13 protein-coding genes and 1 other RNA gene are annotated in these 18,586 nt (G+C 53.9%); 3 read left to right on the forward strand and 11 right to left on the reverse strand.

Annotation, left to right across the window (positions count from 1 at the left end):
• Both AACY02_RS13915 and AACY02_RS13920 read right to left on the reverse strand, forming a co-directional pair.
• Entirely contained in the window at positions 1-312 is a 312-nt protein-coding gene (locus AACY02_RS13915; protein ID WP_339432446.1) for a PepSY domain-containing protein, read from the reverse strand.
• Entirely contained in the window at positions 312-620 is a 309-nt protein-coding gene (locus AACY02_RS13920; RefSeq protein ID WP_339432447.1) for a PepSY domain-containing protein, read from the reverse strand. Before AACY02_RS13920 ends, AACY02_RS13915 begins: the two co-directional genes overlap by 1 nt.
• A gap of 148 nt (positions 621-768) precedes the next feature.
• Between AACY02_RS13920 and AACY02_RS13925 the strand changes: the two genes are divergently transcribed.
• Entirely contained in the window at positions 769-1,848 is a 1,080-nt protein-coding gene (locus AACY02_RS13925) for a patatin-like phospholipase family protein (RefSeq protein WP_339432448.1), read from the forward strand.
• An 85-nt stretch (positions 1,849-1,933) separates the two neighbouring features.
• Positions 1,934-2,290, forward strand: a complete 357-nt coding sequence (gene queD, locus AACY02_RS13930; protein WP_007955941.1) for a 6-carboxytetrahydropterin synthase QueD — start codon at positions 1,934-1,936, stop codon at positions 2,288-2,290.
• Positions 2,291-2,490: 200 nt separating this feature from the next.
• Here the strand turns inward: queD and AACY02_RS13935 are convergent, their stop codons facing one another.
• Genes AACY02_RS13935 through AACY02_RS13945 form a run of 3 tightly spaced genes read right to left on the reverse strand, consistent with a single transcriptional unit; the run spans position 2,491 to position 8,053 of the window.
• Positions 2,491-3,648 carry an AAA family ATPase gene (locus AACY02_RS13935; protein ID WP_339432449.1) on the reverse strand — a complete coding sequence of 386 codons (1,158 nt, stop codon included), beginning with the start codon at positions 3,646-3,648 and terminating at the stop codon, positions 2,491-2,493.
• A 2-nt stretch (positions 3,649-3,650) separates the two neighbouring features.
• Positions 3,651-5,324 carry an ABC transporter ATP-binding protein gene (locus AACY02_RS13940; RefSeq protein WP_339432450.1) on the reverse strand — a complete coding sequence of 558 codons (1,674 nt, stop codon included), beginning with the start codon at positions 5,322-5,324 and terminating at the stop codon, positions 3,651-3,653.
• Positions 5,321-8,053: a DUF4135 domain-containing protein gene (locus tag AACY02_RS13945; RefSeq protein ID WP_339432451.1), complete on the reverse strand. Its 2,733-nt coding sequence runs from the start codon at positions 8,051-8,053 to the stop codon at positions 5,321-5,323. The genes AACY02_RS13940 and AACY02_RS13945 overlap by 4 nt, the downstream gene beginning before the upstream one ends.
• Positions 8,054-8,743: 690 nt before the next feature.
• Here AACY02_RS13945 and AACY02_RS13950 point away from each other — a divergent pair.
• Positions 8,744-8,953: a hypothetical protein gene (locus AACY02_RS13950; protein WP_339432499.1), complete on the forward strand. Its 210-nt coding sequence runs from the start codon at positions 8,744-8,746 to the stop codon at positions 8,951-8,953.
• Positions 8,954-9,042: 89 nt separating this feature from the next.
• On the opposite strand, the gene ffs is transcribed toward AACY02_RS13950, so the two are convergent.
• The 6 genes from ffs to AACY02_RS13980 all read right to left on the reverse strand — a co-directional run bounded on the left by ffs (position 9,043) and on the right by AACY02_RS13980 (position 18,571).
• Positions 9,043-9,139, reverse strand: an RNA gene (gene ffs, locus AACY02_RS13955) — signal recognition particle sRNA small type.
• Positions 9,140-9,250: 111 nt separating this feature from the next.
• On the reverse strand, positions 9,251-10,417 hold the full coding sequence (locus AACY02_RS13960; protein WP_339432452.1) for a zinc-binding metallopeptidase family protein: 1,167 nt from the start codon (positions 10,415-10,417) through the stop codon (positions 9,251-9,253).
• A gap of 471 nt (positions 10,418-10,888) precedes the next feature.
• Positions 10,889-13,246 carry an NAD-dependent DNA ligase LigA gene (ligA, locus tag AACY02_RS13965; protein ID WP_339432453.1) on the reverse strand — a complete coding sequence of 786 codons (2,358 nt, stop codon included), beginning with the start codon at positions 13,244-13,246 and terminating at the stop codon, positions 10,889-10,891.
• An 87-nt stretch (positions 13,247-13,333) separates the two neighbouring features.
• Positions 13,334-14,194, reverse strand: coding sequence for a cell division protein ZipA (zipA, locus tag AACY02_RS13970; protein ID WP_339432454.1), 861 nt, complete (start codon positions 14,192-14,194; stop codon positions 13,334-13,336).
• Between the two features lie 226 nt (positions 14,195-14,420).
• Positions 14,421-17,909, reverse strand: coding sequence for a chromosome segregation protein SMC (smc, locus tag AACY02_RS13975; protein ID WP_339432455.1), 3,489 nt, complete (start codon positions 17,907-17,909; stop codon positions 14,421-14,423).
• Positions 17,910-17,911: 2 nt separating this feature from the next.
• Complete coding sequence (locus AACY02_RS13980) at positions 17,912-18,571, reverse strand: GntR family transcriptional regulator (protein WP_339432456.1); 660 nt, start codon at positions 18,569-18,571, stop codon at positions 17,912-17,914.
• Positions 18,572-18,586 lie beyond the last annotated feature (15 nt).

Consider the following 18,586-nt stretch of genomic DNA (forward strand, 5'->3'; position numbering starts at 1 on the left):
TCAATCTTCCTCGTCTTTCACAAGTTCACCGGTATCAGCCTTCAGGTGCAGCTCACGCGCCACACCCTCGACGGTCAGCAACTCGACTTCATACATGTAGACGTCGTGCTTCTCTTCCAGCTCGACCTCCAAAAGCTTCGCGCCGGGGTAACGCGCCATTGCCTGATGCAGCACTTGCTCCAGCGGCAAAATCACACCCGCGCGAACCAGGCGCAGCGCTTCGTCCTGATCGAGGTCGCGAGCCATCGCCGTCGAACAAAAAATCACGAGCGCCAACGCCGTGCAACGGGTGGCGCGAACATTAACCTTCATTACTTATCCTGATGATCCCTGAGAACCTGCCCCGTCACCGCGTTCAATTCCAGATCCCATTCCTGCCCCTGCGGATCACGCATTTCAATCTGGTAGATGTACTTGCCGTACTGCTCTTCCAGCTCGGTGTCGGTGATCTCGGAACCCGGATGTCTGGCCAGCGCCGTGGTATTGAGCTTCTCGAAGGAGACGATAGTACCAGCGTCGTGCAGACGCAGGGCTTCATCGGGGCCAAGGTCGCGGGCGTGGGCGATGCTGGCGGTCAAGCCGAAAAGCGAGACGATGGACAGGGCAGTCAGGGTTTTCATGGGTGACTCCATATTTTTATGTGTTGCAACGCAGGGCACCTTAGCGGGATGAACTTAACTGAAACTGAATTGCCATCATTGTTTCCTCGCTCCCACAGAGGGCCGCCGTGGTTCTATAATCCTTCGCTTGCTAACGATCGAGACCGGTATGACAGCCATCCACATCAAGTTTCCGTCCCTCACCCTCAAGGCCGGCCCCCGGGCCATGGCGCGCATCCGCGCCCAAGGCCTCAACGCTGCTGATGTCGGCACCCTGCCCGGCGCGGCCGGTGGGCCAAAGGCTTTGGGGATTCAGGGGCTGGATCTGGCCTTGTTCGGTGAGTGGCTGCCGAGTGCGCCGCGCGAACGTTCGCTGATCGGTGCGTCAGTGGGTTCCTGGCGCTTCGCCAGCGCCTGCCTGCCGGACGCCGCCGCAGGCATTCGTCGCCTCGGCCACCTGTACGCCGAGCAGAATTTCAACAAAGGCGTGACCATGGCCCAGATCAGTCAGAGCTCGCAGCGCATGCTCAATGACCTGCTCGATGGCCGCGACGACAGCATTCTCAATAACGCCGATTACCGCTTGAACATCATGGTGGTCAAAAGCCAGGGCCGTCTGGCGGACGACCATCGCGCTCGACTCGGGCTGGCGCTGGGCTCGGTGATTGCCGACAACCTGCGTGGTCGCGCGCGGCTGTCGCGACATTTCGAACGGCTGATCATCCACGATCCGCGCCTCGCACCGCCGGTGCATGCGCTCAACGATTTCCCGTCGCGCTTCGTCGCGCTCAATGCTGCCAATCTGCGTCAGGCGCTGCTGGCCTCGGGTTCGATTCCGATGATCATGGAAGGCGTGCGCGACCTGCCCGGCGCCGGTGCAGGGACTTTCCGCGATGGCGGTCTGCTCGACTATCACCTTGACCTGCCCTACAGCGGCGACGGCATCGTGCTCTATCCGCACTTCACCGACCGTGTGATTCCGGGCTGGTTCGACAAGACCCTGCCATGGCGCCGGGCCTCGGTGGAGCGCTTGCAAGACGTGTTGTTGCTCGCGCCGTCAAAGGAATATCTGGCACGCCTGCCCTACGGCAAACTGCCCGACCGCAACGACTTCAAGCGCTTCATGGGCGATGCGCCGAGCCGGCAAAAATACTGGCACGCGGCGATGGACGAGAGCCGGCGCCTGGGGGACGAATTCCTCGAACTGGCTGCCAATGGTCGCCTCGCCGAGCGCTTGCTGACCCTTTAGTCAGCAAGGCCAAACACAAGCTGATAAACTCGCCGCCTGCCCGAATCGCTGCGGCGAACGCCATCTGAACAGAGCCGAAACTACTGTGGAAATCTTCAAGGAATTTACATTCGAATCCGCCCATCGCCTGCCGCACGTACCGGACGGCCACAAGTGCGGGCGCCTTCACGGCCACTCGTTCAAAGTGGCGATTCACCTGAGCGGCGACCTCGATCCGCACACAGGCTGGATCCGCGACTTCTCCGAGATCAAAGCGATTTTCAAGCCGCTCTACGAGCGCCTGGATCACAACTACCTGAACGACATTCCCGGCCTGGAAAACCCGACCAGCGAAGTCCTGGCCAAATTCATCTGGAATGAATTGAAACCACTTCTGCCGGAACTGAGCGCGATCCGCATCCACGAAACCTGCACCAGCGGCTGCATCTATCGCGGCGAGTAATTCAATACACATCCCCTTGTAGGCGTTGCCAGAAGCCGCTTCAGGGGATCGGTGTTCATCAAGGATATAGAGAACAGCCTTCGCGGCTGTTTTTTTATGCCTATGCTTTTTTGGCTCCCACCCTGCCAAGAGGACAGGACCATGACGGACTGGCTGCTGGATCAAGTCTTCGACTTCAACGGGCATAGCGTGCGGTTGACTCACAAAACATCGACATCACCATTAAGAGTCAGTCCTTCAATCCATGTATGAAGCCCCCGCTTGATAACATGCCGTGATTTGAACGCCCCTGACTCCTCTAGAATATCTTTCAATATCGGTGAATGCGTAACAACCCAAATCTGCGATCGCTTACTGGCAGAGCTAATCAAACCAGCCAACGATCTGAGCATATCAGGATGAAGGCTGTTATCAGGCTCGTTCAAAACAATAAAAGGAGGCAAAGAACCGGATGTCAGCGCAACGACCAGGCAAATATACTGCAACGTACCGTCAGACAACTCCCACGCATTACTTGTCCGATTACTGTGAGCGAAACGCAAACCAAACGAAACGGTACGCTCGGGCTTTGAAATATCCAAAGTTGCTCCACCGAATGTATCCGCAATCAGTTTTTCAATAACATCAAGATCCTGAACTATATATTTTTGCGTCGCCAAAACAGCAGCGAGATTTGTTCCACAGGAATCAAGCACGGTACCACTAACAGCGTAGCAAGGCTTACGGATGGGTGACTCAATATCAGTCCTGAAACCATGATAAAAACGCCACCCCATTATTTCATGTTTGATACGCAACACCTCGGGAAAACGCTCCGCATCTGTGAGAGAGTTTAATGCCGTTGCCGAGGGAAATAGTCGAATAGAATTAGTCATGTCCAGCATGGCCATTTCTCGACCCATGACTTTCAAGAAACTATTCTCTCTGACCATCAGAATATGAGTTTTTCGCCCATCATAAAACGATAGCTTTTCATTTTTAATTTGCGGTTCAAACTCAAAGCCATCGCCCAATACAATTTTCTCTCCAAAAACATTTTTTTGCGGCACCAAGCCTGCTGTAATTCTATAACTGTAATAGCCATCATCTGGAAAAGTTGAAAAACGCACTTCAAGAATAATTTTTGAGCGTTCGGCACTGCGCTTTGAACTTTCCGAAAGGATCGACTGCATGCCACCTTCCCTAACGATAAACTTTGAGAACTCCCCCGTCGCGGCGGCCTGCACGAGCTTTAGTGCATTATACAAATTGGTCTTCCCAACTCCATTAGCGCCATGAAAAATGTTCAATCCGTCAAGATTAATAAACACATCATCAATAGAGCGATACCCTTTAACTGAAACAGACAAAATTCTCACTACTAAAGCTCCACACAATATTCGCCATTAAACGAGACTACTCGATCAGCCAGCTTTAATATTGACTCGCGATGAGCAACAATGATCACAATGTTAGACGCATTATATTTCTTTATATTTGATATGACTGTACGCTCTGCCGCCTCATCAAGAAACGCGGTACTCTCATCAAAAACAACCACCTTATGATCCCGCAAAAAACTTCTTGCCAGCGCAAGACGTTGGCGCTCTCCTCCCGACAACATTAGACCTCTGTCTCCAATTTCCGTGTCCAGTCCGGACGGTAATCCTTTCAGGAATACCTCAAGATTAGCGAGCTTTAGAACAGCTTCCAGTCTCTCATCCGGTGCATTCTGATCGGCAACTTTTAGATTAAATCTCAGCGTACCGTTGAACAAACCAACCTCTTGGGACACGAAAGAAAACCTGGAATAAAAATCGTGATCAGACAAATCGCCTATCGCAACACCACCATATTTAATTAAACCTGACGATGGCACGTAGAGTCGCATCAGCAATTTGACAATAGTTGACTTACCCACGCCAGACGGGCCAGTGATCGCGACGACTTCACCCGGAGCAAATCGAATTGACAAATCACACAGCACCTTTTCTACAGGTCGGTTAGGGTAAGAGAACCCAACATTACAAAACTCCAGACCATGACCAACGTTCGGAAGTTTATTATTTTTATCAACACGCCGAATTTCGCAAGCGTCAAAATGCTTTAGTAATGGTGCAAACCCACTTAGTGACTCGATCATGCTTCCAACACTCTTTAAAAGAGCGTCGTACGGCTGACAAACCTGAAACATATAGGCTGCAACCATTACTAAATGACCAACACCTATCTCACCGGAAAGCAACCTTAACGAGGACTCATAAATAACCACAAAAAAAACCAATGAAAAAATAACTATCCTGACCACCTCCAGAGAAGTACTTTTCCTATAGAAATCCAACCAAGACTGGTAAACCCCTTCTTGATCTTCGCGAAAAAACCGCAGTAGAAACTCCTCAGCTAAATAAATACGTATCGTCTCAATATTCGAAACAATGCCATGGACAGTTTTAGAACATCCCATTTCCTTCAATATCACAGCTTTGAATAGCTCTGACAAACGACCTATCACTGAAGCGCTAAGAATGGCATATACAAAAACATATAAAAAAATCATAAACATTACGAAAAAATCTTCAAAAAACAGCAACACTACAAACGATACTAATATCTGAACCAAGGACGGCAGCACACCAACCAATAAAGAGCGCACAGTATTATCCATACTCGCAGAAGCACATTGCAACACCTGCGCAAGGTGTGCCGGCCCTTGTACAAGACTCTCATTCGCAGATAAACCAATTGATTTCTTAATAAACATCTCACCAAGATTTATATTAACCCTCTGAATAAACATCATTGTCAACACATCAGACGAATGAGATAACACCTGAGATATAAAAACAACACCAATCACCAAAACCAGAAAGTTCAAGAACTGTTCATGATCACTTGAAGCGACCGCAAGCATCCGTTGAAAAAACATGGGCAACACCCCAAACCCTATCGCGGTAAGAAAAACCAGCGTCACCAAAAAGGCCAAACGACCTGCATCCTTTGATTTCATGGACAACTTTAATAGCTTATAAGCATCGACAAACCCTTTGGCCTTCATTCGAATACTTCCTGAAAGTTAAGCTTGAACAATTCATGAGGTAACAGGGGAAAGGATCGATCACCTGTCATCAGGGATTTCAGGGCTAGGCATTCTCCGGCACTTCCTTTCATCAGACCACAACCTAAAGTGGCCGAACCATGAATCGACCAACACTTACTTTCCAAATCACTATTCAAAGCTTTCTTGAATAGTCGCCGATAAATCAACTCTACGCCCAAGGCTCCGTTGGAAACTGAGAAACTTTCTTTTTTGCCAGGTTCTAAAACACTCGCCTCAAATAATGCACGAACATTGTATTTCTGTAGGAACTCATTGATCATGCAGATATTAAAATGTCTTTTTAAAAAATCTAATACATAAATAATCCCTGCCCCCCCATAAGCCCACCCAAACTCATCTTGAAGTTCTATATTTCGAGGTTTACTTCTCAAATCAGGCCAATTACCACGCTGAGGGTCGAAGCAATTGATTTCCGACATGATCACGCCTTTTATCAATGGCAGGATCGCCCCATCAGGAATATCAAAAACAAGGGCATATACCGCGATCGAATAAGCGACTCCTGCTTGACCATGCGAAAGCCCAGATAATATCTTCTTTGCGTGCCTTGAGATATTGGCAGCAAATATTATCTGCTCACCATCGAGTTCGGATCGCGCTACTAAAACATCGAATAGCGACCTAGCAACATCTCGCCAAACTTCCATCCGTGATAGTTCAAAGTAACAACTTGCAATCACTAGAGCCCCGGCAAGACCATAAACCAATCCCGAACCCATTTTCTTATATTCACATGCATAAATAGACGTGACAATTTTATCGGTTGCAGCGGAAATAGAGGTCAGGTTTCCATCTATAAAAATCGGAGCTATCGAACTCAACCCACCGACATATGCTCCACCTATTGGGGACGAGGAGAGAAACTCACTACCCACCACCATTTCATAATACGCGGAGAGAAACTCCTTATTCTCAGACTCTGACTCGAATAACCCCCCAGTAGAGGCGAGATACCCAAGCCCTCCCGAACCCGAAAACAAATCGAACCCTACCGAAGTTAGCTCAAGATAGCTCTCACTTCTACTGGTAAACAGTAACGGGGGAGATTTTTTATAAAGCATGTGCTTAGCAGTTCTCTTTACTGAAGCGGAAGTCGTGTCTAAAGAAAAACAATTAGAGACTTCTCCATCATCAAAGAAGCCAACCCTATTAAACCTAAAGTTCATATCGACTACTTTTCCAGCCTCTTTATACACGCACTTTAAAAATTCAATCTCGTGACCATACCCATCACTTACTATACGATGCAAATCACTCCTTACACTATCGTACCCACTCACACAGTTAATCAGTTTAATACTTTTCACAGCATGAACTGAACAAACGAAAAGAGCCTTTGCACTAGACGTAAACCTTGGAACATCCCCAAGAAAACAGGCTTCAACCTCAGCCTTTAAGAGAGCGGGCTCAGCCCGATAATCTTCGATTGATCCGAGGCAGGACTCGATATAGTTTTTTCGCCCTTCATTACTCTTTAGAAGTAGCGGATGAAAAGACGCCTCAATCACCAAGCAATAATTAGCCGTGTCTCTCAATATCATTCTATTTTTAAGATTAGAAGCTTGATTAAAAAACCTCACAAACCGCTGATACTCAGCAGTTATAATTTTATAGCACTCCACACAGCCAGCAACCATACAATCAATATAGTCCATCGGATTCTGTACACAACCATCAAACACTACTGCGTTCGGATTTTTGTTCAAAGATGCTTTTCTAATGATTTCTTTCCGAAATATATTTCCTATCCCCGCGTGCTCGGTGTCGGCAAGTCCATCTGTGTATTTAATAACATTCGGCACAAGCCCAGTTCTAGCTATTGCCGAACGAGACGCGTCAACATAGACATGATGAAATACTGCTTCCAAGTCAACCGGCACAGGATTTCCATGATGAGTTACTATATTTTCATAATGAAGATCGGTAACCCCTAACGAAGCAACTGCGGCAATCAAATAGCCTGCTAACTTATAATAGTTCTCTACCTCCGCTTGGCTCTTCAAAGGAACCTGATCACACCACTTCACCCATCCGAAATCCTGCCCCGATATATATTCAGGAAACTCCCAGCCTTGGATATCACATTGATCCTTAAAGAAATCCCCAAGAAACTCGCTTGTTTTCCTTTCCAGTTCCAGGTCGCGCAATTTCAAGGCAAAGGCGGGGCATCCCCGTACGTAAAATAGAGCGACATTTTTATTTCCATCGTGACTTTCATCCCCGAGCAAAAACACATCACTCACTTCATGAGCGTCCGTCAGAAAACCAGTCCGTAGCAATTCCGGAAGCGACTGAACAAAAGCCCCCTTTACTAAGGAAAAGTTTTTCAACTCATCCTCAAAAAGTTTATCCAGCAAGTACTGCAGTGATTCATATTTACTCAAAAATTCTAGATACAACTCATCCTTCTCTAAAAAATCCTCGTACGTCATACTGACGCCGAGATCTTCATTGACATGCGAAACTTCTGCCTCAATGGTTTGCCGAACATAAATTTCCACCTTGTTCGCAACATGTATAGCAAACGCATTAGCCAGTTTTTTATCGAACAAAGAAGCAAGATCGAACTCTTTACTCTTATACAGTTCATTCAGATACTCATTTACTAAAACTCTATGCGCTCCAAAATAAGTCGACATGGATTCAACTTTTGAAAAACCACTCATCAACATTTCCTTATGTCAAATAAAATACCGCCTTTCGGCGGTTTGCGACTAGTTAAAGACAACTACATTGGCACTTGGCACCAGCCCATAACACGTCCCGCTTTTTATTGATTTTGGCGAGTAGGAAGCATAGCAACACCTGCTGAAGCATTGAGTACAGTTACTTGTCGCCGGCCCCGTGTGTACAGGTCTTGTAAGCTCCATTCCAGGGGGAGTATTTTCAATTTGCAAAAGAAGTGGATCTACATACATTTTTACGAAGGCAGCACTCATCATGACGCCATCCGCCCGAATAACATTTTTAATAGATTCAATATCGACACTACGATTACTCATCTTACGTCCTTGTATTGCCATTAGAATGCTTTGAAAAATTGAGAATCATTTGGAGCTATAGATATATTGGATCAAACCTTTACGGTCAATAAATTCGAAGCAGGAACAGGACTAATATCCTGTAGGACTATTCCAGTGGGGCCATAGGAACAATCCAGACTCAATTCAAAATATTAAGTTCTTTCATACAAGAAATTGACAGAACAAAACGTCAAGATGACAGCTCACCCCAATAGTTGTTAGTCCAACAACTATCAATTCATATAGTTCTCAAGCATTGGAAATAGCTATTCAAACTTGGTTCGAACTCTGCAACCTTCCCCGCCTCTCTCTCATTCCAGCAAGGAACGCCCTATGACGCAGAGCGATGCCGGCAACGATCCCCCCCTCAGCGAAGTCCCCAAAGTGGCGATTCACCTAAGCGGCGACCTCGATCCGCACACGGGCTGGATCCGCATCCACGAAACCTGCACCCGTGGCTGCATCTATCGCGGCGAGTTATCCATGAAGAACACTGAAATCCCTGTAGGGACGGGCTTGCCCGCGCACAGGGGTGATGCATGACGAATGCATAAATCACAGGCAAAAAAAAACCGCATTGGGCGATACCCATGCAGTTCTGTTGAATCGTTCGATGTTCGTTAAGGTGGTAACCCCACCAGCCACACCCCGGCACACAATGTTCCCGCTGTGGCTGCTTCCTTCCGGATCTGACCAGGTTCACGGGTAATCGTTGCGGGGGGACCGATGGGGTCACCATAACGACACTCACCTGTCGGCGAGCCGCGCCATTGTACCTATCTGAGACGAAGTTACAACCGTTGGTTTCAGATAAAAAACATGAAGAGGTTCAAGCACTTGCTATTGCGCTTGCAACACCTCATCCGCCCTGCCGCCCTCTTGCTGGATCACCAGGTGAATGAAGTGCAGCTTGGCAATCGCCGCCGCCGGCAACACGAACGGGTAGAAGTCCGGCTGACCCATGCTGCGTGACAATTCGTTGAGCATGCCGGCCAGTTCTATCCAGGCGTTGACGAACGACAGAAACGCCCCGCCGCCAGGATGTTCAGGTTCGTACAGAGTGCTTGGCGCAAATGGCTGGTAGTCGAAGTCCATTTCCCGCGCACTCATGCCAAAACCCAGCGCAGTGTCCACTGCGTCCATCATGTGCAGGTAATGCGCCCAGGTTTCCGCCCAGTCTTCCCAAGGGTGCATGGTCGCGTAGGCACTGACGTAATGCTGCGGCCAGTCCAGTGGGGCGCCTTGTTGATAGTGGTGGTCAAGTGCCTCGGCATAGCTGGCGCGCTCGTCGCCAAACAGGTTGCGGAATGATTGGAGCCATGGACCGTTAGCGATCAGCCGATCCCAGTAGTAGTGCCCAACCTCGTGGCGAAAATGCCCCAGCAGCGTGCGATAGGGCTCATGCATTTGCGCCCTCACCCGCTCGCGATGGGCGTCGTCGGCTTCTTTGATGTCAAGGGTGATCAGGCCGCTCGCGTGGCCGGTCATTGGTGAATTGCCTTCGAGGTCGACGCCGATGAAATCGAAGGCCAGTCCGGTTTCTTCACTCACCGTTTTCGGGATGACCTGCAAGCCGAGGGTGATCAGTTGTGCCACCAGGCGGCGCTTGGCCGTTTCCACCTTGCGCCACAGTTCGGGGTTTTCAGAAACCGAAAGATCGGGAATCGTGCGATTGAGGCTGCAGGCAACACACAGGACGTCGCGACCGTTGTCCGGCAGCAACCAGTTGCACGCCGCAGGCGTATCGAGATTGGCGCAACGACGGAACAGTCCCGCCTCGGGATCGGCATCCAGCGTCCAGGAGCCTTCCTGCGGCCCCGGTTGCAGCGAGGTCAGGCGACTTTGTTCAGACTGATAACCGAGCAATGCGCTGCAAGCCAGGCACTGACTGTTGCGAAAGAACAGTGACTGACCGCAGCGACACGGCCAGACTTTGCTGTTGCGTGAAGATTCGCCCATGAACGGCGCGACGATGCGAGAACTGAGTTGCTCGAAAAAGCGGTACATGGCGATCTCTCCTTGGGGCTTGCCAAGACTAGATCATTCCCGCCCAAAGATCGTTCCCACGCAGAGCGTCACTAGTGTCCGGTAAAACCTGTTTCATAGCAGAAGGCAGCCTTGAGCTGCCTTCTGCTCCGTTCGCTTCTGCCTTCGATGTTCAAGATGTTCGATGCTTGATGGCCGTTCGAACAACGTGTGGGCTAGCCGAATGACGAAGCTGGAAATAGCCCAGAGCCACCTGACCGGCGCTGCTAAAGGTGCAGCAAGAGGTACGTGATCAAAGCGCTGTATATCTGAAGACGAACGGCATTTTCGGAGAACTTGAAGCATCTGTGCAAATCGGGTGCTGCTGAACATAGGCGAAAATCGAGCCTGAAAAACCTGATTATTGCTCAGGAAGCAGGCACAGCAAGGGGGAGCAAGCTCCCCCTTCAGTTTTTACCGGACACTAGTGACGCAATGCGTGGGAACGAGAGGTCAGACGGAGAGGCCACAGCCCTTCAGGAACGCGATAAATGCCTCCTCATCCATCACCTTCACCCCAAGCTCATTGGCCTTGGTCAGCTTGGAGCCAGCGCCTGGGCCGGCCACCACGCAATGCGTCTTCGCCGACACCGAACCGGCCACCTTCGCCCCAAGGCTTTCCAGATGTTCCTTGGCGACATCGCGGCTCATCAACTCGACCTTGCCCGTCAGCACCCAAGTCTGCCCGGACAGCGGCAAACCTTCGACGACCTTCTTCTCGCTGTGCCAGTGCATGCCGAAATCACGCAGTTGCTTCTCGGCCTCTTCGGCCAGTTGGCGATGCTGCGGCAGCGCAAAAAACTCACGTACCGAATTGGCCTGTTTCTCCGGCAATGCCTGACGCATGTCCAGCCAGTCGGCGCTCATTACCGCGTCGAGCGAGCCAAACCTGTCTGCCAGCTTCTGCGCCCCGCCTGGGCCGACCGAAGGAATGTGCAGCTTGTCGAGGAAGCCGCCCAGCGTAGTGCTGGCGGCAAACTCGGCGCCCAGTTCGCCCTGATCCTGAATCTGCAAACCATGCCCGAGCAATTCGCCGATCACCTGCTGGTTGTGCGCATCTTCAAAGAAGCTGTGAATCTCGTGTGCCACTTCCAGGCCGACATCCGGCAGATAGGTCAGCACCTGCGGCAACGCCTGTTGTACGCGCTCCAGCGAACCCAGCGAGCGCGCCAGTACCTTGGCCGTTTCTTCACCAACATCGGGAATGCCCAGGGCATAGATGAAACGCGCCAGCCCCGGCTTCTTGCTGTCTTCAATGGCCGCGAGCAGTTTGTTGCCGGACACCTCGGCAAAGCCTTCCAGATCGACGATGTCATCAAACTTCAGCGCGTATAAATCGGCCGGCGAACTGACCAGGCCTTCATCGACCAATTGCTCGACGCTCTTGTCGCCGAGGCCTTCAATGTCCATCGCACGACGCGAGACGAAGTGAATGATCGCCTGCTTCAATTGCGCGCCACAGGCCAGGCGCCCCACGCAGCGATACACCGCGCCTTCGCTGACGGTTTCCTTGCCCTTGCTGCGCTTGATCAGTTGCGTGCGCTCAACGTGGGAGCCGCACACCGGACAGCTCTCCGGAATCGCCACAGGTCGTGCATTGTCCGGACGGCGTTCGGTGACCACTTGCACCACTTGCGGAATCACATCACCGGCACGACGGATAATCACGGTGTCGCCGATCATCAGGCCCAGCCGCGCGACTTCGTCCATGTTGTGCAGCGTGGCATTGGCCACGGTGACGCCCGCGACCTTGACCGGTTTCAGGCGCGCCACCGGAGTGACGGCGCCGGTACGGCCAACCTGGAATTCCACATCGAGCAACTCGGTGAGCTCTTCCATCGCCGGGAATTTATGCGCGATCGCCCAACGCGGTTCGCGGGCGCGGAAGCCCAGTTCACGCTGATCGGCAATGCTGTTGACCTTGAACACCACACCGTCGATTTCGTAAGTCAGCGAGCTGCGTCGCTCACCGATGTCGCGGTAGTAATCCAGGCACTCACCGATGCCTTTGGCCAGTTTCAGCTCGTGGCTGATCGGCATGCCCCACTTTTGCAATTGCTTGAGGTTGCCGATGTGGGTGTCGGAAATATCGTGGGAGACCTGACCGATGCCGTAGCAGCAGAACTCCAACGGACGGTTGGCGGTGATCTTCGAATCCAGCTGACGCAGGCTGCCGGCAGCGGCGTTGCGCGGGTTGGCGAAGGTCTTGCCACCGATGTCCAGTTGCGAGGCGTTGAGGCGCTCGAAACCGGCCTTGGACATGAACACTTCACCGCGCACTTCCAGGGTCGCCGGCCAGCCTTCGCCGTGCAGCTTCAGGGGAATGTTGCGCACGGTGCGCACGTTGACGCTGATGTCTTCGCCGGTGGTGCCGTCACCGCGTGTGGCGCCACGAACCAGCAGGCCGTCCTGATACAGCAGACTGACCGCCAGGCCATCGAGCTTCGGCTCGCAGCTGTACTCCACCGCCGAGCCACCGCCGAACAGATCGCCAGCCGGCAGATCCAGACCTTCAGTGACGCGGCGATCAAACTCGCGCATATCGGTTTCTTCGAAGGCGTTGCCGAGGCTGAGCATCGGTACTTCGTGGCGCACCTGAGTGAACGCCGTCAGCGCCACACTGCCGACACGCTGGGTCGGCGAGTCACGGGTGATCAACTGCGGGTTGGCTGCTTCCAGAGCCTTGAGCTCGTGGAACAACCGGTCGTACTCGGCATCCGGAATGCTCGGCTCGTCGAGGACGTGGTAACGGTAGTTGTGCTGATCCAGCTCAGCGCGCAGCGCTAGAATGCGGTTTTGGGCGGCGGTCATGGGTGTTCTCTCATAAAGCAAAAGAGCAGCCGAGGCTGCTCAATCTATTTTGCCGATTGCCTCTTTATAACGAGGCAATCTTTTCAATCAACGCTTATGGGTCAGGGCGCGGCGCTCGAACTCGACGATGCGCTGACGGTAATGCTCGATGGTCTGCGCGGTCAGGACGCTGCGTTGGTCATCCTTGAGTTCACCGTTCAGTTCCTGGGACAGCTTGCGGGCAGCGGCCACCATCACGTCGAAGGCCTGCTTCGGATGACGCGGGCCAGGCAGACCGAGGAAAAAGCTCACCGCCGGGGTGCTGAAATGATCGATGTCGTCCAGATCAAAGATGCCCGGCTTGACCGCATTGGCCATGGAGAACAGCACCTCACCGTTGCCAGCCATGCTTTCGTGACGGTGGAAAATATCCATCTCACCAAAACGCAGACCGCTTTCCAGAATATTCTGCAACAGCGCTGGGCCTCTGAAACCGGCAGCGTCGCGGCAGATCACGCTGATCACCAGAACCTCTTCGGCTTGCGGTTGATCCTTGTCACTGGCCACCGGTGCAGCCTTGGCATCATTGGCGAAGTCTTCACGACTGCTGAAGCTCGGGCCGCCGTCCAGATCCAGGTCAAGGTTCAGGTCGCCCTGGGCCGGACCGTTGCTGCCACGCTTGCCACGCTTGGAGCCGGATTCGCGAGGCTCGCGTGCTTCGCGGGCCGGCATGCTCACCGACGGCAGATCGTGCTCGTCCAGTTGTGGCTCTTTATGGGTGTCCAGAACGCGGGCCGGGCCCAACAGCTCGGCGCTGGTGTCCTCGTCCGGCAGATTCGACAGACTTCGATCAAGACGGAATTTCAGTTTTCCCTTGCCGCCGCGCATCCGGCGCCAGCCATCGAAAAGAATACCGGCTATCACAATGATGCCGATGACGATCAGCCACTCGCGCAGACCGATTTCCATGTAATCCCGTGCCTCTATAAAAAATGCTGAAAAATAAGGGGTTTACACTGTGCAAACCGCTTTAAAACGTGGCGCCAACTCTATGTTCTGACAGGTGTTTTGCCCACGTATACGAAAAATTGACATTAAACTAGCACGATCAAAGGCTTCGCAGCTACAAGCTTTAAGCTCCAGGCTGCAAGCCGCTTCACTTGCCGCTTGAAGCTTGCAACTCGCCGCTGCGCCGCTAGGCGTCCACCATCGCCATCGCCTCCTCGACATCTACAGCTACCAGTCGCGAACAACCCGGTTCATGCATCGTCACACCCATCAACTGCTCGGCCATTTCCATGGCGATCTTGTTGTGAGTGATATAGATGAACTGCACCGTCTGAGACATCTCCTTAACCAATCGTGCGTAGCGTCCAACGTTAGCGTCATCCAGTGGCGCGTCAACTTCATCGAGCATGCAGAACGGCGCCGGGTTCAACTTGAAGATCGCAAAAACCAGTGCCAGCGCGGTCAGGGCTTTTTCCCCGCCGGAGAGCAAATGGATGGTGCTGTTCTTCTTTCCAGGCGGCTGCGCCATGATCGTTACCCCTGTATCGAGTAGATCTTCGCCCGTCAGTTCCAAATACGCGCGCCCGCCACCGAAAACTTTTGGAAAAAGCGCCTGTAAACCGCCATTGATCTGATCAAAGGTATCTTTGAAACGGTTGCGGGTTTCCTTGTCGATCTTGCGAATAACGTTTTCCAGCGTCTCCAGTGCCTCGACCAGATCGGCATCCTGAGCATCCAGATAACGTTTACGCTCGGATTGTTGCGTATATTCGTCGATGGCCGCGAGGTTGATCGCACCCAGACGCTGAATCCGGGCATTGATCCGTTCGAGTTCCTCTTCGGCTTCGCGTTCACTGGCTTGTGCCGTTAATGTCGCGAGCACGCCATTGAGATCGTAGCCATCTTCGAGCAGTTGATCCTGCAGAGCCTTGCGGCGCACGGTCAGGGCTTGCCATTCCATGCGCTGCTGTTCGAGCTGGCCACGGATCAACTGCGATTGCTGCTCGGCTTGCGTCCGGCGTTTTTCCGCTTCGCGCAATTCACGGTCGGCATCTTCCAGGGCGATTTGCGCAGTCTTGAGTTCTTCGTCGACGGACATGCGCTTGTCGAGCAACTCTTCAAGCTTCAGGCGCAGTTCTTCCAGAGGGGCCTCGCCCTCCTCCAGATTCAGACTCAACTGTTCGCGCTTTTCGGTCAGACGCTCGGCCTGCATTTCCAGACGCTCCAGCGCCTGGCGCGTGGAGTCATGCTGCGCGCGCAACGAGCCGAGCCGCACGGCCAATTGATGCGCATGGTCCTTGTGCTGCCGCGCTTCCTGACGCACGCGGTCGAGGCGCTCGCGCAAGCTGTCGCGCTGGGCCAGCAGCAACTCGCGTTGCTCGGTGTCCAGCGCCATGGCGTCGAGGGCGTCCTGCAATTGCATGCGCGCTTCGCCTATTTGCTCATGCTCGAGCTCACGCTGTTCGCCGAGCTCGATCAGCTCTTCATCGAGACGGGTACGGCGCAGCGTGAGTTGTTCGGCCTTGGCTTTGCCGGCGGACAACTGGGCTTTCAATTCACCTTGCTGACGGGCTTCGTCTTGCAGCAAGCGACGTAAATGTTCGCGACCGTTTTCCTGCTGACGCTGTTGCGCGCGCAGGGTTTGCAAACGGGTTTCCATCGCCTCGACCGTGGCTTCACGCTCTTCACGTTCGAGATGCAGCGTCTCGATTTCCTGGCCACGGGCAAGCATGCCGCTTTCGGCTTCGCTGGCACGGCGCACGCGCAGGAAATGCCGACCGACCCAGTATCCATCACGACTGATCAGGCTCTGCCCGGCGCTCAGCTGACCGCGCAAGGCCAAGGCCTGCTCCAGACTATCGACCGGTTTGACCTGACTGAGCCATGGCGACAGGTCAATCTGCGCCTCGACCTTGTCCAGCAAGCTGCCCGCCACTCGCACGCCATCGGTGCCGGGGCTGAGCAGGCGCAAATCGCCCTGAGTGAAGCCGGACAAATCAAAACCGTTGAAATCATCCACCAGCACCGCTTGCAGGTCGGCGCCGAGCACGGTTTCCACCGCCAACTCCCAACCGGCCTCGACCTTCAGGCCTTCGGCCAGACGCGGTCGTTCGGCCAGGTTGTGCTCCTTCAGCCATTCAGCCGTGCCGGTGCCCGGATCGAGCGCGGCTTGCTGCAAGGCTTCCAGCGAGGCCAACCGGCCATTCAAACGCTGCAAATCGCCCTGCGCCTGTTGCTGCGCGGTCAACGCTTGCTGCAACTCCTGGCGCAGTTGCTCAAGCTTTTCGACCTGAGCCTCTTCGCTGGTCTGCAAATCTTCAAGCGTCGCTTCGGACTCGGCGAGTTGTTCGTTGAGCGCAATGATCGCCGCGTCTTCCGGATCGGCCGACAGCAATGCACGCTCTTCGCCGAGGCGCTTTTGCCGATCGGCCAGACGCTCCATGCTGGTTTCCAGCTGCTGGATGCGCGACTGCTGGACTTCAGCCTGACGGCGCGGTTCGGCGGCGGTCAGGTTGAAGGTGTCCCACTGCTCCTGCCAGCCGTGCATGACGGTTTCGGAATCTTCCAGCGCGGCGGCAGCCTCTTCGGCGGCGGCGCTGGTGACTTCCTGCTCGGGGGTGAGCATGTCCAGCTCTTCACCGAGGGTCAGCAGCAACGTGCGGTCGTGGCCCAGGTGCGATTCGGTTTCCAGACGCGCGCGCTCGGCTTCTTTCAAGTCGTCCTGCAATTGACGCAAACGTTGCTGGCCGTGCTGGATGCTCTGCTCGACCCGGGCGATGTCGCCGCCGACCGAATAGAAGCGTCCCTGCACCAGATTGAAGCGTTCGGACAGGTCATGATGCCCGTCGCGCAGGCGCTCGATAGCGGCGTCGGCGTTACGTTGCTCGGCGACCAGCGCTTCGAAACTGATTTCCTGGGTGCCGATGATCGACTCGCGCTGGCCAACCTGATCGTTCAGATCCTGCCAGCGCAGGGCCGACAGTTGCGCCTTGAGCTGACGCTCCTCGGCTTTGAATTCCTGATACTTCTTGGCGGCCTCGGCCTGGCGGTGCAAGCGCTCGAGCTGACGCTCGAGTTCTTCGCGCAGGTCGGTCAGGCGGGCAAGGTTTTCGTGGGTGCGGCGGATGCGGTTTTCGGTCTCGCGCCGACGCTCCTTGTACTTGGAAATGCCGGCCGCTTCTTCGATGAAGTTGCGCAGATCTTCAGGCTTGGACTCGATCAGCTTGGAGATCATCCCCTGCTCGATGATCGAGTAGCTGCGCGGGCCGAGGCCGGTGCCGAGGAAGATGTCGGTGATGTCGCGACGACGGCATTTGGTGCCGTTGAGGTAATAAGTCGTCTGGCTGTCGCGGGTCACTTTGCGACGAATGGAAATCTCCGCGTAAGCGGCGTATTCGCCCAGCAGCGTGCCGTCGGAGTTGTCGAACACCAACTCGATGCTCGCCTGACTCACCGGTTTACGGCTGGTCGAGCCGTTGAAGATGACGTCGGTCATCGACTCGCCACGCAGGTTCTTCGCCGAACTTTCGCCCATCACCCAGCGTACGGCGTCGATGATGTTCGACTTGCCGCAACCGTTCGGCCCGACGACCGCCGCCATGTTACTGGGGAAGTTCACCGTGGTCGGGTCGACGAAGGATTTGAATCCCGCCAGTTTGATGCACTTGAGCCGCACGCTTAGGCGACCGTCAGGGCGGACACCACCAGATCGCAACTGCGCTGGGCGTAAGCCGTCAGCACGATGCGGATCTGCGGCAGATCACGGGCAAGCACGGCGGCCAGCAAGCGCTCGAACAGTTCGAGGAACTCGCTCATCTCAGCCTTGCGCTGCTCGAGGGCGAGGAAGTACGCGCGGCTCATCGCCGGTTGCAGGTTCTCGACGGTCTCTTGCAGGTACGGGTTGTTGGCAAACGGATAGGCCGCGCGCATCACGGCGAAACTGTCATCGACGAAGGTACGGATGTCCTGACGCTCGTAGCTGGCGGTCAGGCGCTGCTGGATCTGCACGAACGGCGCCATGTCGGCCTGGTCTTGCCAGCCGTTGGCCACCGAGTTGCCGAGCAGGATGTACAACTCGCTCATCAGCGTGCACAGGCTCTGCACCTTGTGCGCCGTCAACTCGGTGACGTGCGCGCCACGGCGCGGCAGGATCGCGATCAGGTGGCGGCGTTCGAGGATCAACAAGGCTTCGCGAACGGATCCGCGGCTGACATTGAGTGCCAGCGTGACCTTCTGTTCCTGGATGCGCTCTCCCGGCTTCATTTCGCCACGAATGATGCGTTCGGCGAGGTGGTGAGCAATTTGCTCGGCGAGGCTGTCCGGCGCCTTGAACGTCATGGTTGTCCTTCAAAC

The sequence above is a fragment of the Pseudomonas sp. EA_65y_Pfl2_P78 genome, from assembly GCF_963970495.1.
Classification (GTDB): domain Bacteria; phylum Pseudomonadota; class Gammaproteobacteria; order Pseudomonadales; family Pseudomonadaceae; genus Aquipseudomonas; species Aquipseudomonas baetica_A.